Consider the following 18134-nt stretch of genomic DNA (forward strand, 5'->3'; position numbering starts at 1 on the left):
GAGGAGGTAAAAGTACAATATTGAAGGTATTAAAAGTTAGTTACAATACGTGTTTTAGAGTTTCTAAAGACAGTATTTTTACTAAGTAAACGTCTTATCACAGCATAAGCCAAATCCGTGAAATAAAACCCAGTGATAATTAATGAGATGAAGTAACCTCCTCTACCAGATCTCCCGGATAGAAAAGAAAAGGAATAAAACAAAATAAAACCCAAAAGATAAGAACCCGCATCGCCAAGAAAAATTTTAGCTGGTGGTAAATTGTATAATAGAAATCCAAAAATGGCAAAAGCAAAGATTAACAGTTCGTAATTTTTGGATATCAACGAAAAGAATAACAGACTTACTATTGCCGTTCCAGCACAAACTCCATCCATTCCATCAACCATATTCACTCCGTTAACTAGAGCAATTCCTGTTAATACCAAAATAAAAAAATGAAAAGGTTGTATAATTCCTCCAACAAAATATATTGCCATTGAGACTACAACAAACTCTGCAAATAATCTAACATAAGGAGAAACGCTCTTAATATCATCGTAAAGCCCAATAAAAGTTAAAATACTGGCAGGAATTATAAAACCAATATCATTGTAATAAAAGGGTAAGATTGAAAGAAAAATAGCAACACCACCCAAATAAGGAATGGGAGCCTTATGAACTTTCAACTTATTGTCAGGCCTATCAACAATATTGTATTTTTTTGCAACTCTTATCATAATGGGAACTAAAATAATTGATAAGACAAAAGAGCTTATACATTTTATGACTAACAAATTGCATTCACCCACAATTTTTCAAAATTTATGTTTTCCCGATCTTTGTAAAACGGATTGATTTTATTATACTCCAAAATGTTCCTAAACCATATGAAATATGCAAAAGTAAAAACATAAAAAAACTACAAAATAACAATAAAATATTTTTCTCTTTTATAGCATATTTTAATGAAAATAATGTGTCTAATAACAAATATATGAAAAAAGGAATCGCTAAAATAATATTAAAAGCAGTATTTTTTGATAGAACCAAAAATAAGAATAAGCAAAAAAGATACACTACGAAAATAAGAGGAATGAAATGTCTAAGGGAAATCCCATAAGGAGATATTTTTAGAGTTATGTAATTCCAAAAACCGTTTGAAAAATTCTTTTTCATAAAATCCAACAATCCATTTGGAACATAATATTTATTTGTAATTGGCAATAAAAAGATTTTTAAACCCTTTTTTCTCATTCTATAATTAAATTCAATATCTTGATTTCTTAAAAGTTTATCATTAAAATATCCAACCTTATCAAAAACTTCTCTTCTATAACATGCATATGCAACGGTATCAACTTCTCGTGGCTCTTTCACTTGATATCTATGCCTGGATGCTGTACCAAAGGGGGAAGAAAACGAGAAAGCCATCGATTTTTGTAAACAACTTTTAGCATTAACGGGGGTCGCCAAAGACACTCCTCCAACTGCGCCCGCTTCTGGGTGTTTCATCAAAAACTTCACACAAGATTCCAAATATTTTTTATCAAATTCCGTATGGGAACCAGCTATAAAAACAAAATCCCCCTTACTATTTTTGATCCCTAAATTTAAACCGTAAGGGGTATATTTTTTTTTATTCGTAATGATTTTTATATTATTACTCTTTTCAGCGAGTTTCTCTATTATACTAACGGTATTATCCGTCGACTGACCATCAACGACAATTATCTCATCCGGCTTTCTTGTCTGATTGATTAAAGAATTTAACACATTTTCGATCGTTTTTTCTTCATTTCTACAAACTAATATTACTGAGACTAAAGGTAAAGAAATTTGGTATCACTCCTTGTTTGCGTACTGTGCAAACTACGTTTTTGAATGATTTTGACTTTGAATTTGAATTTGGGGATCTTAAGGGGCTTGCCCCTTAATGCTTCCCCTTAATGAACATTAATATCTATGATACCTTCTCTGTGTTACCAACAAAGTAACGCCATTTTCCTCTAAAATCTTTATATACTTTTCGTATCCCGGTAAGGTTGGAGGAACAATTACCTTTTCAACCTGCCAATTTAATATTGCATCAGTAATTTTCTCAGAATTAATAGGAGAATCAAATATAATTGTTCCTTCCTTCAGAAGTACTTCAAATCTTTCCAAAGTATTTTCAAGGGCATTTAATGCGATTTCTCTGTTCAAACAAGACTGATTACCACAACAAATGAGATTATTTTTTACATACACAGAGGTATCAGATTTATGAATCTTAGCGATCTCGAAGCCCAATTGTTCTGAAGGAGATAAATTCAAAGCAATCTCTTGAAAATTTTGCTTTACGACCAAATCACCATCCACGATATATTCTTCTTCTTGTTCCAAAACTTTTTTATTAACCTTAAAAACCATCGGTTTAAAGGAAATTATTTCTTCTCTTTGTTCAAGATTATAAGAAGTCATTACTCCGTCATGTTTTGAATCTTTCAACTCAGTAATTATATTTGGATCGTCACTATAAACAACCCCGCCTTTTAGTTCTTTAATAATTCTAACAAATTGTTTTTTCTCTTCTTCAGTGGGAGAAGAATATCCAAATACGAAAATTCCTTTCTTTGCAAAACCCAAAAACTCATTGTTTGTAAAACTCGCCAAATGAAAAAGTAATTTTATGTCTTTTAATATCCTCAATGTAGGCTTTTTATGAAAAGTTAAATTTTCTAGATAATCGATGAAAGTATCCTTTCCCAAAAATTTCATTAAAATCGCTTCTTGCATTGGATTAGAGCCATACCTTAAGTTTCCCAATATTTCAAAAAATTCATGGTCAAACTTCTCGGCTGCAAATAGTTCAGAAAAGATTTTATGAATGCTGGCATCGTACTTAGATGTAGAAAAGAAAACTTTCAATGCCAACTTTCTTCTTAATTGTAAAGGAACATCACCACAATCCTCTAAATTGTCAATAACTATTTGATAATCTTTTGGATCTACCAATGCCACAACATCTTTATAATTTTTTGCAGCCGCCCTAAGAAGAGAATAGCCTCCAATATCTATATTTTCTAAAAGTGTTTCCTCATTCTTTGTTTTTTTTGCAATTTCCTCAAAGGTAGGAAAATTACCCACAACCATATCAATTTTTTTAATATTATAATTAATCATATCTTCTTCATGCTGTTTATTGTTAGACTTGGCTAAAATACCTCCAGCTAATTTTGGATCTATACTTTTAACACGCCTACCTAGAATTTCAGGAAATCCAATATAATCAGCCATCTTTACAGTAGGAATTCCTTTTTCTTGAAGATATTTATTTGTCCCTTCTGTACATATAATTTCGACACCATTGCGAAATAAAAAACTAGCTAAATCCTCTAAATTAGTTTTGTCGTAAACTGAAATAATAGCCCTTTTTATATTCATTAGATACCTCCAGTAAAAAAAATTAATTTCCTTAAAAAGGAAAGCAGAGACGATCCTCGATGAACGTCTCTTGCTCTGCAATAATAAACATTTTAGACCTTTTTTGTTAATACAACTAAATGGTATACTTTCCAGGAGCTTTGGCGAACAACCTAGTTTTTTCAACATGATCCAAATCTAATATGTATTTAGTGAACCTTTCTATACCTATACCACAACCTGCAGAATGTTTTAATAACCCTTCTTTTGCTAATTTCAAATAATCTTCATAGCTTTCTAGACCATTACCCTTCAATTTGATTCTTTTAACTATTTGCTCATACTCATGCTCTCTTTCACCACCAGATATGCCTTCACCATGACCTTCAGGATATATTAGATCAAAATCTAACAAAACTTCTGGATTATCAATATCTTGTTTATCATAAAACTCTCTCTCTAAAAGTGGCATATCTATCAACCACACAGGTCCTTCAGCTCGCTCAGATAAAATTTTTTCATAATCATCACCGTAAAGTTCTTTTGCTTTTTTTACACTTATTTTTTGAAAAGGCTTAGTAGGAACTCTCAAATTTGGGTGATACTTTTCTATTATACCAGAATATTTCGTCAATATACCTTTTAATACATAAATTATTAAATCTTCCATCAAATCCATAATCTCTTCTCTTTTCATTTCTTTAGCCTCTATATCCAGTTGAACAAAATCAATCAAGTGTCTACCAGAAGAATATTTTTCCGCTGTTTCCAACCTTAAATTTGGTGAAAATGAAAATATTTTATCATGAACCAGAACGCTAACTTGCTTTTGCAAAATCATGGATTTAGTAACATAATATTTGTTACCATAATAATCTATTTGAGCATCAAAAACGTCGTGATTTAAAGGATCGGTGATTGTTGAAACGATCACCGGAAGAATTTCAACAAAACCCTTTTCTGAAAGAAATTCTCTCGATAATCTCAGTATTTCAGATTGAACCAAAAGTGCGTCACTGTAAGTCTCGTCTTCCAAATAAATTTTTACTAACTCAACAGAATCCACTCTTCTATCTTTTTTCTCTACTTCTGCCATAATTTTCCCTCCTGTAGTGTTTTTTAAAGACGTTATATCGTCTTTTAAAATAAAAATAAAAAAACCGACGCTGTTTTTTCTGCGTCGGCAATTTCCAAAACAACAATGCACAGCGTAATCACCGACGCTGTTTGTTGTTATTATTATTTACTTTTTTAGAAACTGATAGCATTTTTGATATTTTCATAACCATTTTCTCCTAAATCAATTTTTCTTACTATCTTTATAAATTTTCAAATTTGATTAATTATACTATAAAAAAAAATATTTGTCAAATTAAAAATGGGCTCTTTCATTCAAACATATATTATGTTATAATATGTTCAAACAATCATTCTTTAAATAGATTGATACGGCGAGAGCCTGTTGGATAGTTACAAATTAGTTGCAAAGATTCTGATGTTTTATGACTAAGTAAAAAAGTAAATAAGACGATAGGAGGTGTATCAACATGGTGAAAAAGGCTTTTTTGATTTCTATGATTTTGATTTCTTTTGTGTTTTCAGCTTTTTCAGTTACTTATGTTGTCGGTACAGAAGCATCTTTCCCACCTTTTGAGTACGTAGAAGGTGGTGAATTTGTTGGTTTTGATATTGATTTAATAAAGGAAATTGGAAAAATGTACGGATTCGATGTTGAAATAAGAGACATTAGCTTTGACTCTCTCATACCTTCTTTAATGACTGGAAATATTGACATTATTGCTGCTGGAATGACAATAACAGAAGAAAGAGAGAAAGTAGTGGACTTTACAATCCCATATTATAGCGCCGATCAGAGTATTATGGTAAGAAAAGGAGAAGGCACAAATCTAAGTATCCTTTTTACGGAACCAAAAATCGGAGTTCAGACAGGTACTACCGGGGATCTTTGGGTGACTGAAAATCTTATTGACACGGGTTACTTGCCAAAAGCTAACCTTACAAGATACGATACATTCAACTTTGCTGTTCGTGACTTAGTTAACAAAAATATCGATGCGATAGTACTAGATAATCCTGTAGCTGAAAGATTCACCAAGACAGATCCGGTAGAAATTGTAGGAATCATTAAGACTAATGAAAATTATGGTATGGCCGTTGCACCAGGCAATGAAGATTTATTGAATATGTTAAACGAAGGTATAACAAAGTTACAAGAATCAGGAAAGATGGATGAACTTATCGGAAAATATTTTAAGTGATGCTTGTAAATCTTTAAAGTAAAAAACAAGGGGGGTTTACCCCCCTTATATTAAGAAAGAAGGATTATATTTGGAAGACATTCAAGTTATTATCAATTCTTTTCCCTATTTACTAAAAGGAACTCTTGTAACGTTGGAATTAACCCTTTTTAGTTTGATAATAGGATTTGTTATGGGGGTTATAATTTCTTTCGGTCAATTGTATGGTAATAAACTTGTACAATTTATTTTTCTAATCTACGAACGAGTATTTAGAAGTATTCCTTTGTTAGTCATACTTTTTTTGATTTTTTACGGTTTACCTGCTATAGGAATAAGATTGGATCCTTTAATCGCCTCAATACTTGGTTTGGGTTTGAGAAGTTCGGCATATCAATCGCAAATTTTAAGAGGCGCAATTTTATCCATACCAAAAGGACAGCTCGATGCTGCTTACTCCATCGGGATGAACAAAATTCAGACTTTTTTCTATATTATCTTCCCTCAGGCAATAAGAATCGCATTATCAGGATGGACCAATGAAGCAGCGGTGGTTTTAAAAGATACATCTTTAGCTTATGCCTTAGGTGTCGTAGAACTACTAAGGCAAGGTACTTATATTATCTCTGTGACCAACAGACCTTTGATAGTTTATCTAATTTGCGGGGTTATATATTTTATCCTAACTTTTAGTATAAGTAGAGGATTAGGTAGGATCGAAAAAAAGCTTGCAATACCAGGATATGAAACAAGGAGCGTTTGATTAATGAAAAAAGAAAAAGATACAATATTAAAAGTGGAAGATCTTCATAAAAGTTATAATGAAACAGAAATACTCAAAGGGATAACATTGGAAGTTAAAAAGGGTGAAACAAAGGTAATAATAGGTCCAAGTGGAACGGGGAAGAGCACCCTTTTAATGTGCATAAATAGGCTTGTAGAACCTGATTCCGGAAGAATATATCTGGAAGGAGAAGAAATATTATCCTCGAAGAATATTCACAAAATTAGACAAAAAATAGGCTTTGTATTTCAACATTTTAACCTATTTGATCACTTAACTGTGCTTGACAACGTTAAAATCGGGTTGACTAAAGTGAAAAAGATTGAAAAATCGCAAGCTACTGAAATTGCATTAAAAGAATTAGAACGGGTTGGACTGAAGGATAAATCAGAACTCTATCCTGCCCAACTTTCGGGTGGACAAAAACAAAGGGTCGCGATTGCTAGAACTTTGGCTATGAATCCCAAATTGATCCTGTTTGATGAGCCAACCTCCGCTTTAGATCCAGAGCTGATAGGAGAGGTTCTGAACGTTATGATAAATCTTGCAAAAAGTGGGATGACTATGGTGTGTGTTACTCACGAAATGGGTTTTGCAAGGGCTGTTGCTGATGAGATTATATTTATGGAAAATGGTGTGATCGTTGAAAAAGGTCCCCCAGAATCGATGTTCAAAAATCCTCAAAAAGATAGAACTAAGGAGTTTTTAAATAAATTATCGCAGTTGTACGGAAAGGAAGAAAACACATGAGCTTTTTTGAAATTGTCGAAAGTTCCTGGGTTTATATGGTAGAAGGTATATGGGTTACACTTTTTTTAACTTTAATTTCTGTAATTATAGGATTCTTTTTGGGCGTTTTACTAGCAGCTTCTAAAACGTATGGAAATAAATTATTCTATTATATAAGCTATGTTTTTATCGAAATAATAAGGGGTACCCCATTACTTGTTCAACTTTTCATTCTTTATTATAGTTTACCTGTTATTGGAATTAGGCTTTCTCCAATATTAGCCTCAATAATGGCTTTTTCTTTAAATTCTGCCGCTTATCAGGCTGAATACCTAAGAGGTGCCATTCAATCGATAAGTTCAGGTCAAATGCAAGCCTCTTTATCTATAGGAATGAAAAAATGGCAAGCTATTAGATTGATCATATTACCCCAAGCATTAAGAAGGTTTATCCCTTCGTGGACAAATGAATTTATATACCTATTGAAGTACTCCTCTCTCTCTTATATTGTTGGAGCGCCAGAAATAATGGCTCAAGCTAAGTTTGTAGCGAGTCGTAACTTTGAATTCTTTCAAGTTTACCTTTTCGCTGCTATCATATATTTTGTGTTAGTCACAATTTTTGGAGAAATATTCAGATTTATTGAAAAGAAAATGAAGATTCCAGGGACCCTCACTTATGCTAGAAATCAAATTTAGAAATGTAATAAAAGCTAAGTGATTGTAAAGCGAATGGTCGTTAAAGCAATTTTAGAGTTACTAAAGCCGGTAATATACGAAAAAACAGGAGGAAATAAATAAATGATGGAAATAATCGAACTAATAAAGAAACAAATCAATATAACCTTGTCAAATATAGGTGTTTCTGACATCGAACTCAATTTTACTATTGAAACTCCTCCAAAAGATGATTTAGGAGATTTTTCGTCCAACGTAGCATTCTTATTAACAAAAAGGTTGAGAAAATCACCTCAAGAAATTGCCCAAATTTTAAGGGACGAATTAGATAAATCTTCTTTTTTTGAAAAAGTAGATAATGTAAATGGGTTTTTAAATTTTTTTGTTTCTCCCCAAATATATCAAAGGATATGTTCTAAAATTTTAAGCAATCCAAAAACCTACGGGAGATTTGACATAGGGAAGGGTACAAATATACAGTTTGAATTTGCAAGCATTAATCCAACTGGTCCAATTACCGTCGCCCATGGCCGACAAGCTGTTATGGGAGACGTTTTAGCAAATATGTATGAACAAGCTGGATACGTTGTTCAAAGAGAAATGTATTTAAACGATGCAGGCAGACAAATAAAACTTCTCTCCTTCTCACTGTGGGTAAGATACAACGAAATTCTTGGTTCAAAATATGAAATACCCGAAGATGGTTACAGGGGAGAGTATCTTGTCGATACGGCAAAAAAAGTATTGAACAAATATGGAGAAAAGTTTAAAGACAAATGGGATGAAGAAGCTGAGGACATATTCAGAAAAGAAGTCCTGGAAGATATGCTAAAAAATATGTTGGAAACGCTTGGAAAGATAAATGTAAACTTCGATGTAATCTTCAGTGAACAATTATTATTTAAAAATAAAATGGTTGAAAAGACCTTGAACGATTTAAAAGCTAAAGGTTACGTGTATGAAAAAGATGATGCGTTATGGTTTAAAGTATCAGACTTGATAGATGAAAACGACAAAGTATTGATAAGGTCTAAAGATTCGATGCCAACATACTTTTGTGATGACATTGCTTACCATTATTACAAGTACTTACGGGGTTTCGATACTGTGATTGATATAATGGGTTCTGACCATCATGGCCACATACCTAGAATGATGGCTTCTGTAAAAGCATTAGGATTACCAGAAGATTTTTTAAAAATAATTTTACACCAATTTGTAAATGTAAAAAAAGGAAAAGAAATTATAAAGATGTCAACAAGAAGTGGGGAATTCTTCACTCTTGACGATCTTATACAAAATGTTGGAAAAGATGCTGTTAGGTACTTCTTTGCTATGGTTGATCCTGATACAACATTGAACTTTGATATTGATTTGGCTATAAAAAAATCTAATGAAAACCCTGTTTACTACGTTCAATATGCTCATGCAAGAATATGCAGCATATTTAAAGAAGCTCAAAAAAGAGGAATAGACTACGAATTATTTTTAGGTTTAGAATATCTAAAAGAAGCCGAAGAAAAATTATTAATGAGAGAGTTATCCTTATTTCCCAACGTATTAACTAAAGCTGTAATTCAAAACAAACCTAACTTGCTCACTCAATATTTAGAAAGAGTGGCCTCACGATTTCATCATTTTTACAACAACCTCTCTGTTCTCAATGCAGAAAATTATGAACTTATTCAAGGGAGGTTGAATCTCTGTCACGCAACAAAAATTGTCATAGCAAGAGGTTTATCTATTTTGGGTGTAAATGCTCCTGAAAGCATGTGAAAGGAACTTGGGGTTTGGTGATGCTTCCAAACAAAATCTTGAAATTTGAATTTGAGAGGGGGGGTTAGGGGCTTGCCCCCAACGTATGGTAATAAAACGAAATTTCATCTTTTACTTAATAATATTAGGTATTACTCTATTCGTAGGTGTTCTATTCATCTACAGTTCTCTCTTTGCAATCAGTGACATCAAAGAGATAAACCCAGATCAAAAATTTCAAACATATATAATCGCCTTAATTCTCGGCTTTTTAGGTGCGATAATTGCTTTTATGTTCAGTGATATGTTTACAAAAAACAAGCACATTATGATTGCTCTTTTTGTATTTTTAAATCTCATTTTAATTATCGTTTTATTCACTCAACCTATCGCAGGTGTGAAAAGATGGATGAACATTGGTCCTTTCCAATTTCAACCATCAGAACTTGCAAAACTCATTATTCCTGCTTTCTTAGCTTTTTATTACACTCAAATACTTAATAAAAAGAATCTACTAATAAATGTAATTTTCCCTCTTTTAGTATGTGGTTTTAGCATATTCTTAATCTTTTTGGAACCAGATCTCAGTTCTTCCCTTATAATTACAATGTTAACCTTAATAACGATGTTTTTGGGAATAAGAGATAAAAAGGTTATGTTGTTCTTCATTATTTTTACCTTGATTATCGTCTCTGTTCTTTTTATCTTTAAGGATAATCTTCTCCAGACCTACCAAATTTCAAGATTGACAAGTTCCGACGATTTTCAGAGTCAACGTTCGAGAGATGCCATTACAAATGGTGGGCTGATTGGTACAGGACCTTTTGCCGGTGAATTTAAATACTATGTTCCCGAATCTTACAGTGATTTTATCATATCTGTTATAGGAGAAGAATGGGGAAAATTAGGGATAGTGATGGTTCTAACTCTATTCTTTTTTCTATCTCATGAACTTGTGTATCTAGCTTATCTTACCAAAGATCACGGTACTTTCATATTCTGTGGAGCTACAGCTTCTTGGATCTTCATTCAAGTTGTCATAAACACGTTGGTCGGATTGGGAGTACCATGGATGCCAGTTACAGGGGTAACGCTTCCAATGGTAAGCTATGGAAATTCTTCTATGATAGTTACATTAACATCTATAGGGTGGGGACTAGGATTAATATATCATAATTCGGAGTTGACAAGCACAGATGGGGAAGAATAAAGAATTAAAAGTTGTTTTTTCGGGAGGAGGTACAGGAGGACATTATTACCCTGCTCTATCTGTTTTAAAATATTTAAATAAATATTATAATAAGTTAGAGGTAATATATTTTACTACAAAAGGAAGAATTGAAGAAAAAAAGTTGCCTACCGACTTTCCAAAAGCAAAGTTAATTCCTTTAAATACCAAAGGTCTAGAAAGGCCTTTATACAACTTTAAAAATATAAATAGAGCCTTTGAAGTTCTGAAGGATACACATAAAGTTGAAAAAATAATAAAAGAATTCAAACCTGTATTTGGATTTCTAACAGGTGGGTACGTAACTGTTCCCGTTGGTTTAGCTTTAAAAAAACAAAATATTCCTTTTTATCTTCATGAACAAAATTCAACACTTGGAATATCCAATAAAGTACTATCTAGATGGGCAAAAAAAGTTTTTGTAAGTTACGAGCAAACCAAGACGAACGACAAGTTTATTCTTACAGGCAATCCTGTAAGAACGCCTGAAAACGAAATACCACGGTCTTACTTGCTTAATTTTGGAATAAATGATCTAAATAAAAGATGTATATTAGTCTTTGGCGGAAGCCTAGGTTCAAACGAAATAGATGAATTAATGCTCAAAGTATACGAAAAAGAAAAAATTAACAATTATATACACATAACGAAAAACCCAGAAAAATTCAAACAATTTCCTAACGTTTTTACTTTTGAATATTTAGAAAATTTATATGAATTAATGGCTATCTCCGATGGAGTGATATCAAGGGCAGGAGCAACAACACTCGCCGAAATTCAGTTTTATGATCTCTCTGCTATTTTGATCCCATGGAAAGGTGCAGCAGAAAATCACCAATTAAAAAATGCTCTCTCTCTTCAAAAGAAGGGAAAGGTTGCAGTCTTCGATGAAGAAAATGTGGAAATTGATCGACTGATCAACTTTTTAAATTGTATCCAACCAAAAAATGAAGAATATATATACACACCTAAGATAAATAGAGCCACAGAAAGTATTGTTAATAATATCTTATGAGTGCGGGGTGCGTTTGCGTCACTGTGCAAACCATTTTTTTAAATGATTTTGACCTTGAATTTGGGGATCTTAAGGGGTTTACCCCTTAACGTCGGGTTAAGTGGCGCTAACACAAGGTTTTAGAGTTTCTAAAGTCAATATTTGTATTCTCAAAAGGAGGTATCTATGAAGTATTACTTCTCCGGGATAGGTGGTATCGGTATGAGTTCCCTAGCCTTATACACAGCTTATAAGTATGGAATAAAAAACGTGATTGGATCGAACAACGAAATGAACGAAAGAGTAGAATACTTAATAAAAAAAGGAATAAAAGTCAAATTAAATCAGGATTCTGATCTTCCTGATATCGATTTTTTTATTAAATCTACAGCGATAAAAGATACTAATCCAGAACTCATGGAAGCCAAAAAAAGAAAGATAACTATTCTGAACAGAATGCAACTACTCAATTCAATATTACAAAAACATACCTCAATAGGCATAACTGGAACAGATGGAAAAACTACCACAACTGCTATGGTTTCTCAAATATTCAAAAACGCTGGTAAAGATCCGACAGTTTTTTTAGGTGGAATACATGATTCATTAGAAGATGGCAACTTTAGATATGGAAATGGAATAGTAATAGCGGAAGTCGACGAAAGTGATGGCTTTATAGAAGAAACAGAAACGGACTTTTCTATCATAAACAATCTAAGACCTGACCACTTAGAACACTACGATAATGAATTTGATAAATTGGAAAGTTCTCTTTATAAATTTGCAAACAACACTACAGAACTTATTTTATTAAATGGAGACGATAACCATCTCACCAAATGGCATCTGAACGTAAAGAAAGTCTTATACTTTGGGCAATGTGAAAAGGCAGATTATACTATAAAAAACAGACGTCAATATAACGGGTATCAACTTTTTGAGCTTTATCACAAAAATACATACATTGGAGATATTACTTTAAATCTTCCAGGATTACACTACGCTTATGATGCACTAGCTTCAACCGCACTTTCTTTAGAATTCGGCATTGAATTTAACACAATAAAAGAAACTTTTCTTAGATATAATTCGGTTGGAAGAAGATTCAATATACTTTACGATAAAGATAATCTATCAATAATAGACGATTATGCCCATACACCTGACGAAATCTTAGAAACTATAAAGGCAACGAAAGAGTATTTCCCAAAAAGAAAAATAATAACCATATTTCAACCACACAGGTACACCCGTCTTTACTTCCACATAAACGACTTTATTGATGTCCTAAAATATTCAGATGAAGTATTAGTCTACAGAATATATTCAGCCTTTGAAGAACCCATAAACGGAGTGGATGAAAAAAAGGTTGTAGAAGCTCTTAATTCACAAGCTACTTTTTCCAAATATTATAATTCGGAAGATGAAATCATATCAGACCTTTTACAAGAAAAAAATGCTGTATTACTCTTTGTTGGTGCAGGAGACATAACAGAGATAGCAAAAAAATTATCAAAAAACAAAAAAAAACCTTGACATCTCATAATTTTTATGATAATATATTTCAGGTTTGAGATATTGCCCCCATCGTCTAGCGGTCAAGGACATTGGCCTTTCACGCCAAAGGCACCAGTTCGAATCTGGTTGGGGGCGCCATAACATAAACTAGGGTGTTTAGCTCAGTGGGAGAGCGTCTGCCTTACAAGCAGAAGGTCGCAGGTTCAAATCCTGCAGCGCCCACCAAGTTTAAGGATGGGCAGGTAGCTCAGTCGGTAGAGCAACGGACTGAAAATCCGTGTGTCGGCAGTTCGATTCTGTCCCTGCCCACCATACTAGTTTTTAGCTTAACGCTAGTAATATTAAAAAGGCAACCATTTTGGTTGCCTTTTTTTGCATGGTATTGAATATTATGATTTATATCTCATCTCAGCATATTTGGATTCGAAGCCAACTTTTTCGTACAATCTTCTAGCCGGGTTGCCGTATTCCACATGCAAGGATATATCCCCGTCGCATCTGCTAATTGTTTCTTTCAAAAGGTTACTACCGATCCCTTTACCTCTACAATCTTTATCAACAGCTATGTACACCAGCACATGCTCAGGGATATATCCTTCCATACCCGTATCGTTAATAACAACAGCTCCTACGATGCTATCATCATTATGAAGCACCAAAACAAATCCTCCTTTTCCTTTCTCCTCGGAAAAGGCGTAATCAATAGAACTAATGATATCTTCTTTTGGATCTCCATACTTTCCCAAATTTTCTTCTAAGAACTCTGCTATTTCTAACTTGGTGAACTCAAAATCGTCATCTAATAGATCTTCCTTTGAGTTCAGTTCTTTCAAAGATAAGTTGAATGAATCGTAATTAAAGGTTTTCTGCACTTTGCAACCACCTCCAAAATATATTATACCACATTTACGCTTATCTACAAAATGTGGAGAAATGTGAATGTGTTTTATACGACTAATAGATGTAGGGTTATTCAAAGTTTGGTTCAAAAAAATTTAGGAGGCATTAAAAGCCTCCTAAATTTCTAATTTTCTGGGTTGTTTCCAGGGTTGGTTGTTCCCGTAGTCGCTTCTGGGTTTTGGTTTTGATAAATATATTGTCCTACTTTTATAATCTCTTGTTGTAACTCATCTTTGACTATCTTAATTTTACCAACGTTATCTTCCTCTAAAGCTTGCTTTAATTCTTTTGTTTTTTCTTCTATATTCGACTTTAAATCATCAGGTATTTTATCTCCGTTTTCACGTAACAATTTCTCTGTTTGATAGATTAAATCATCTGCTTGGTTCCTCAGCTCAATCTTTTCTTTTACCTTTTTATCTTGTTCTTCGTACTCTCTAGCTTCTTTCATCATTCTATCTATTTGTTCTTTGTCGAGCTTGTGTCTTCCGGTTACTACCATAGACTGCTGTTTCTGAGTCCCTAAATCCTTAGCTGATACGCTTACTATTCCATTAGAGTCAATATCAAAAGTAACTTCTATTTGAGGAACCCCTCTTGGTGCCGGGGGAATTCCTGTCAACTTAAAACTCCCTAAGAAGAAATTGTCTCTTGCTAAAGGCCTTTCACCTTGATAAATTCTTACTTCAACCTCTGTTTGTCCATCAACAGACGTTGTAAAAACTTTCGATTTTTTCACAGGAATTTTGTTATTTCTTGGTATAATAACTTCCATTAAACCTCCTTTAACTTCTACACCTAAAGATAAAGGAGTAACATCAACTAAAACTAGATCTCTTTCAGTCTCTCCAACCATTATAGAAGCTTGAACACTTGCTCCAATTGCGACTGCTTCATCTGGGTTAACATTCTTTGCAGGATCTTTCCCAAAATAATTTTTAACCAATTTTTGGACGGCGGGTATCCTCGTTGAACCACCTACAAGTAGTACATCACTTATATCTTGTGGAGAAAGTTTAGCATCCCGCATTGCATTCTCAATGGGGCCTCTTGTCGATTCTATTAGGTCTCCAATGAGTTCTTCTAATTTAGTTCTTGTTAGTTTCTTTTCTAAGTGAACAGGTTGACCGTCGACAACCGTGATGAAAGGTAAATTTATATCCGTTTCCAATTTACTTGATAATTCTATCTTCGCAGATTCAGCTGCTTCTTTCAATCTTTGAAGTGCTTGCTTATCTTTTCTTAAGTCAACCTTGTACTCTTTCATAAATTCATCAGCTAACCAGTCGATTATTCTTTGATCAAAATCGTCCCCACCTAAATGATTGTTCCCTGAAGTAGCGATAACCTCAATGATATCTTCACCTATATCTAAAATGGAAACATCAAACGTTCCACCACCAAGATCATATACAACTATTTTTCTTTCTTCTTTTGATCGATCAAGACCAAAAGCTATGGATGCCGCTGTTGGTTCGTTTATTATTCTTAGAACCTCCAATCCTGCAATTTCACCCGCTTCTTTTGTTGCTTGCCTTTGAGCATCGTTAAAATAAGCAGGAACAGTAATAACAGCCTTTTTGATCTTTCCTCCTAAATATTCTTCTGCATCTTTAACCAGCTTTTTAAGTATAAAAGCACTTATCTGTTGAGGTGTATACACCTTATCATCGATTTTTACTGTATAGTCACTTCCCATGTACCTTTTTATGGAGCGAACAGTTCTGTCTGAATTTAAAATAACTTGCCTTTTAGCTGGTTCACCTACTAATATCTGACCATCTTTACTAAAAGAAACAATAGAAGGCGTGGTCCTTTTACCTTCCGCATTGGGTATTACTTCAGGGTTACCATCTGGTTTTACCCAAGCAATAGCTGAATTAGTGGTACCTAAGTCTATACCTACAACATATTCTTTTGCACTCATGAAAATACCCCCTTACTAAAACTTTTTTATTTCTACATGTGTATATGTTATTTGACTCTAATACTATTATAATTCAAACACTCTTTTTTTTCAAGTGATTTATTCAGTTAAGAGAATACATATAATATCTATGATAAAATACTTATAAGTAATCTAAATTTAAAAGCAACCAAATATTATATCACTCTTAATCTAAGAGTGAAAATAATATTTTGGTTTTCGATCCTTGAAGAGATCGTTGTATTCATTGATACTTTTATTTTGAGATCTTTTTTCATCAATTTCTACTGTATGAATGTAATCTCCTTGCTCCGGTAATCTAAAAAGCACCTCCCCATCAGGTGATGAGACTTGACTTTTTCCCGTGAAAGAATACTGTATTTCACCGTTGCTCTGGGTTCCCCAAATATTCGATGTGGCAATATAGATCTTGTTTTCTAAAGATCTAATTTTGTTGGCTTCCTGACAATATGGTAAGACTAAATTTGCTGGATGCAAGATTAAATCTGCACCTAATAAAGCTAATGTTCTAAAGGATTCTGGAAAGTACCAATCAAAACAGATGGCAACTCCCACATTTATCCCGTTAACATTTTCCACCCAAAAACCAGTGTCCCCAGGGGTAAAAAATAATTTCTCTCTGAAAAACAAGTGAGTCTTTCTGTATATTTTAAATGTCCCATCACTATTGATCAAAATTGATGAATTATAATACTTATCTTCATATTTCTCGTTAAAACCATATACTACACTTATACCAGTATCTTTAGAAAATTCCTTGAAGATATTAAAGGCGTATCCATTTTCCTCTAAAGGTGATTCATAAGTTTCTTCTACTTCTTTTTTGGAAGAAAAAGCGTAACCGGAAAAAGCTAATTCTGGAAATACTATAAAATCGCTATCTACCCCTTCGATGATCTTCATTACCTTGTCTACATTTTTCTTGATCTCAAATAGTTCTGGTTTGAATTGAACTACGCTGACTTTAAACATTTTTTAACCTCCTATAAAATATTTATTTAATATTGCCATTAGAAACTTTAAGATATGTTTTAGCGCGCCCCTTTGCCCCACAGTTCACTTCGTTTCTATTTCGTTTTTTTCAGTGATAATTAAATCAACTTGTAAATCGTTCGGATGAGTAGGAACGGAATCTATTAATTGAAAGTTGAATATCACTCCTATTAAGTAAGTTTTAGGGTTTTGAAGGAAGTATCTATCGTAATAACCTCCACCATATCCAATTCTATATCCTTTAAAATCGTAGGCAATTGCAGGGATTACGTAAAGATCAATTTTTGAAGAAAATTCTTCATCTATGGGTTCCGGAATATTAAATTTACTTTTAACCAAGCGATCGAGACTTTTTACTCTCCCCATCTTCATTTGTTTGCCTAAGACCTTTGGTAAATATACTTTTTTTTGAGTTTTTAACAATTCCCCTATTAAAGGTAATACGTCTACTTCTTTATTTATGGGATAATAGAGAGCAATAGAACCAAAATCCATTTTTTTGATTTGACTTCTCAATTTTTCTACTATTTTTTGTGAATATTCTTCATATTTTTCTTGATCTAGATCCAACCTTTTTTTTAAAATCATTTCTCTAATTTCTTTTTTCGTCATCGTATTTCATCCCTCTGTAATATTAATTAATGTTATTATAAGTGAGGCCCCACTTCAATGCACATTATACACTAAAAGAAGAAAATTTTTGCCAATTCCTCAAAATTATTGTATAATGTTAATTACGCACTCTAAAAAATAAGTTAAATAGAAGAGGGAATGAAAAATTCTTTATAAGTTTAGATATTCGAAAATCCTTTACTTGCTACCTCTAATCTTTGTTTTATTTTTGTTTATACTAGGTAATTATTTATACAGTCTTTATCCAAAAGGTATTATAGCTTTTATATTTCTTGGAATAATAGTTACAATTCTATTTTATTCCATTAGAAAATTCATGCGATATCCTATTAT

At 32.9% G+C, this 18134-nt stretch carries 16 protein-coding genes and 3 tRNA genes; 11 read left to right on the forward strand and 8 right to left on the reverse strand.

Annotation, left to right across the window (positions count from 1 at the left end; all coding sequences use genetic code 11):
* Nucleotides 1-29: 29 nt before the first annotated feature.
* The 4 genes from ACW9JY_RS03945 to ACW9JY_RS03960 form a co-directional block, all read right to left on the reverse strand.
* On the reverse strand, nt 30-776 hold the full coding sequence (locus ACW9JY_RS03945) for a glycosyltransferase family 4 protein (RefSeq protein ID WP_457283471.1): 747 nt from the start codon (nt 774-776) through the stop codon (nt 30-32).
* A gap of 28 nt (nt 777-804) precedes the next feature.
* Entirely contained in the window at nt 805-1818 is a 1014-nt protein-coding gene (locus tag ACW9JY_RS03950) for a glycosyltransferase family 2 protein (RefSeq protein WP_103077833.1), read from the reverse strand.
* 117 nt (nt 1819-1935) lie between these two features.
* Entirely contained in the window at nt 1936-3405 is a 1470-nt protein-coding gene (locus ACW9JY_RS03955) for a hypothetical protein (protein WP_457283472.1), read from the reverse strand.
* 115 nt (nt 3406-3520) lie between these two features.
* On the reverse strand, nt 3521-4480 hold the full coding sequence (locus ACW9JY_RS03960) for an asparagine synthetase A (protein ID WP_457283473.1): 960 nt from the start codon (nt 4478-4480) through the stop codon (nt 3521-3523).
* 451 nt (nt 4481-4931) lie between these two features.
* On the opposite strand from ACW9JY_RS03960, the gene ACW9JY_RS03965 reads away from it, so the two are divergent.
* From ACW9JY_RS03965 to ACW9JY_RS04015, 11 genes are all read left to right on the forward strand, one after another.
* Complete coding sequence (locus ACW9JY_RS03965; protein ID WP_103077285.1) at nt 4932-5663, forward strand: basic amino acid ABC transporter substrate-binding protein; 732 nt, start codon at nt 4932-4934, stop codon at nt 5661-5663.
* A gap of 70 nt (nt 5664-5733) precedes the next feature.
* Nucleotides 5734-6405 (forward strand): amino acid ABC transporter permease, encoded by a 672-nt coding sequence (locus tag ACW9JY_RS03970; RefSeq protein WP_103077284.1) that lies wholly within the window; start codon nt 5734-5736, stop codon nt 6403-6405.
* A gap of 3 nt (nt 6406-6408) precedes the next feature.
* Complete coding sequence (locus tag ACW9JY_RS03975; RefSeq protein WP_457283474.1) at nt 6409-7176, forward strand: amino acid ABC transporter ATP-binding protein; 768 nt, start codon at nt 6409-6411, stop codon at nt 7174-7176.
* The gene (locus ACW9JY_RS03980) at nt 7173-7853 is read left to right on the forward strand and encodes an amino acid ABC transporter permease (RefSeq protein ID WP_457283475.1); all 681 of its coding nucleotides are present in this window, start codon (nt 7173-7175) and stop codon (nt 7851-7853) included. Before ACW9JY_RS03975 ends, ACW9JY_RS03980 begins: the two co-directional genes overlap by 4 nt.
* Nucleotides 7854-7955: 102 nt before the next feature.
* Complete coding sequence (gene argS, locus ACW9JY_RS03985) at nt 7956-9608, forward strand: arginine--tRNA ligase (RefSeq protein WP_457283476.1); 1653 nt, start codon at nt 7956-7958, stop codon at nt 9606-9608.
* Between the two features lie 85 nt (nt 9609-9693).
* On the forward strand, nt 9694-10797 hold the full coding sequence (locus ACW9JY_RS03990; protein WP_103077282.1) for an FtsW/RodA/SpoVE family cell cycle protein: 1104 nt from the start codon (nt 9694-9696) through the stop codon (nt 10795-10797).
* A complete protein-coding gene (locus ACW9JY_RS03995; protein ID WP_457283477.1) occupies nt 10784-11830 on the forward strand; it encodes a UDP-N-acetylglucosamine--N-acetylmuramyl-(pentapeptide) pyrophosphoryl-undecaprenol N-acetylglucosamine transferase in 1047 nt (348 codons plus the stop codon). Before ACW9JY_RS03990 ends, ACW9JY_RS03995 begins: the two co-directional genes overlap by 14 nt.
* A gap of 165 nt (nt 11831-11995) precedes the next feature.
* Complete coding sequence (gene murC, locus ACW9JY_RS04000; RefSeq protein ID WP_457283478.1) at nt 11996-13345, forward strand: UDP-N-acetylmuramate--L-alanine ligase; 1350 nt, start codon at nt 11996-11998, stop codon at nt 13343-13345.
* Between the two features lie 44 nt (nt 13346-13389).
* Nucleotides 13390-13465 (forward strand) — tRNA-Glu (locus ACW9JY_RS04005).
* Nucleotides 13466-13477: 12 nt separating this feature from the next.
* Nucleotides 13478-13552: transfer RNA gene (locus ACW9JY_RS04010), tRNA-Val, on the forward strand.
* Between the two features lie 11 nt (nt 13553-13563).
* Nucleotides 13564-13639, forward strand: a tRNA-Phe gene (locus tag ACW9JY_RS04015).
* 77 nt (nt 13640-13716) lie between these two features.
* On the opposite strand, the gene ACW9JY_RS04020 is transcribed toward ACW9JY_RS04015, so the two are convergent.
* The 4 genes from ACW9JY_RS04020 to ACW9JY_RS04035 all read right to left on the reverse strand — a co-directional run bounded on the left by ACW9JY_RS04020 (nt 13717) and on the right by ACW9JY_RS04035 (nt 17780).
* On the reverse strand, nt 13717-14199 hold the full coding sequence (locus ACW9JY_RS04020; RefSeq protein ID WP_457283479.1) for a GNAT family N-acetyltransferase: 483 nt from the start codon (nt 14197-14199) through the stop codon (nt 13717-13719).
* A 152-nt stretch (nt 14200-14351) separates the two neighbouring features.
* The gene (gene dnaK, locus ACW9JY_RS04025) at nt 14352-16154 is read right to left on the reverse strand and encodes a molecular chaperone DnaK (RefSeq protein WP_457283480.1); all 1803 of its coding nucleotides are present in this window, start codon (nt 16152-16154) and stop codon (nt 14352-14354) included.
* Between the two features lie 192 nt (nt 16155-16346).
* On the reverse strand, nt 16347-17147 hold the full coding sequence (locus ACW9JY_RS04030) for a nitrilase-related carbon-nitrogen hydrolase (RefSeq protein WP_457283481.1): 801 nt from the start codon (nt 17145-17147) through the stop codon (nt 16347-16349).
* A gap of 84 nt (nt 17148-17231) precedes the next feature.
* On the reverse strand, nt 17232-17780 hold the full coding sequence (locus ACW9JY_RS04035) for a 5-formyltetrahydrofolate cyclo-ligase (RefSeq protein WP_457283482.1): 549 nt from the start codon (nt 17778-17780) through the stop codon (nt 17232-17234).
* Between the last annotated feature and the right edge of the window lie 354 nt (nt 17781-18134).

The sequence above is a fragment of the Petrotoga sp. DB-2 genome (assembly GCF_054051725.1).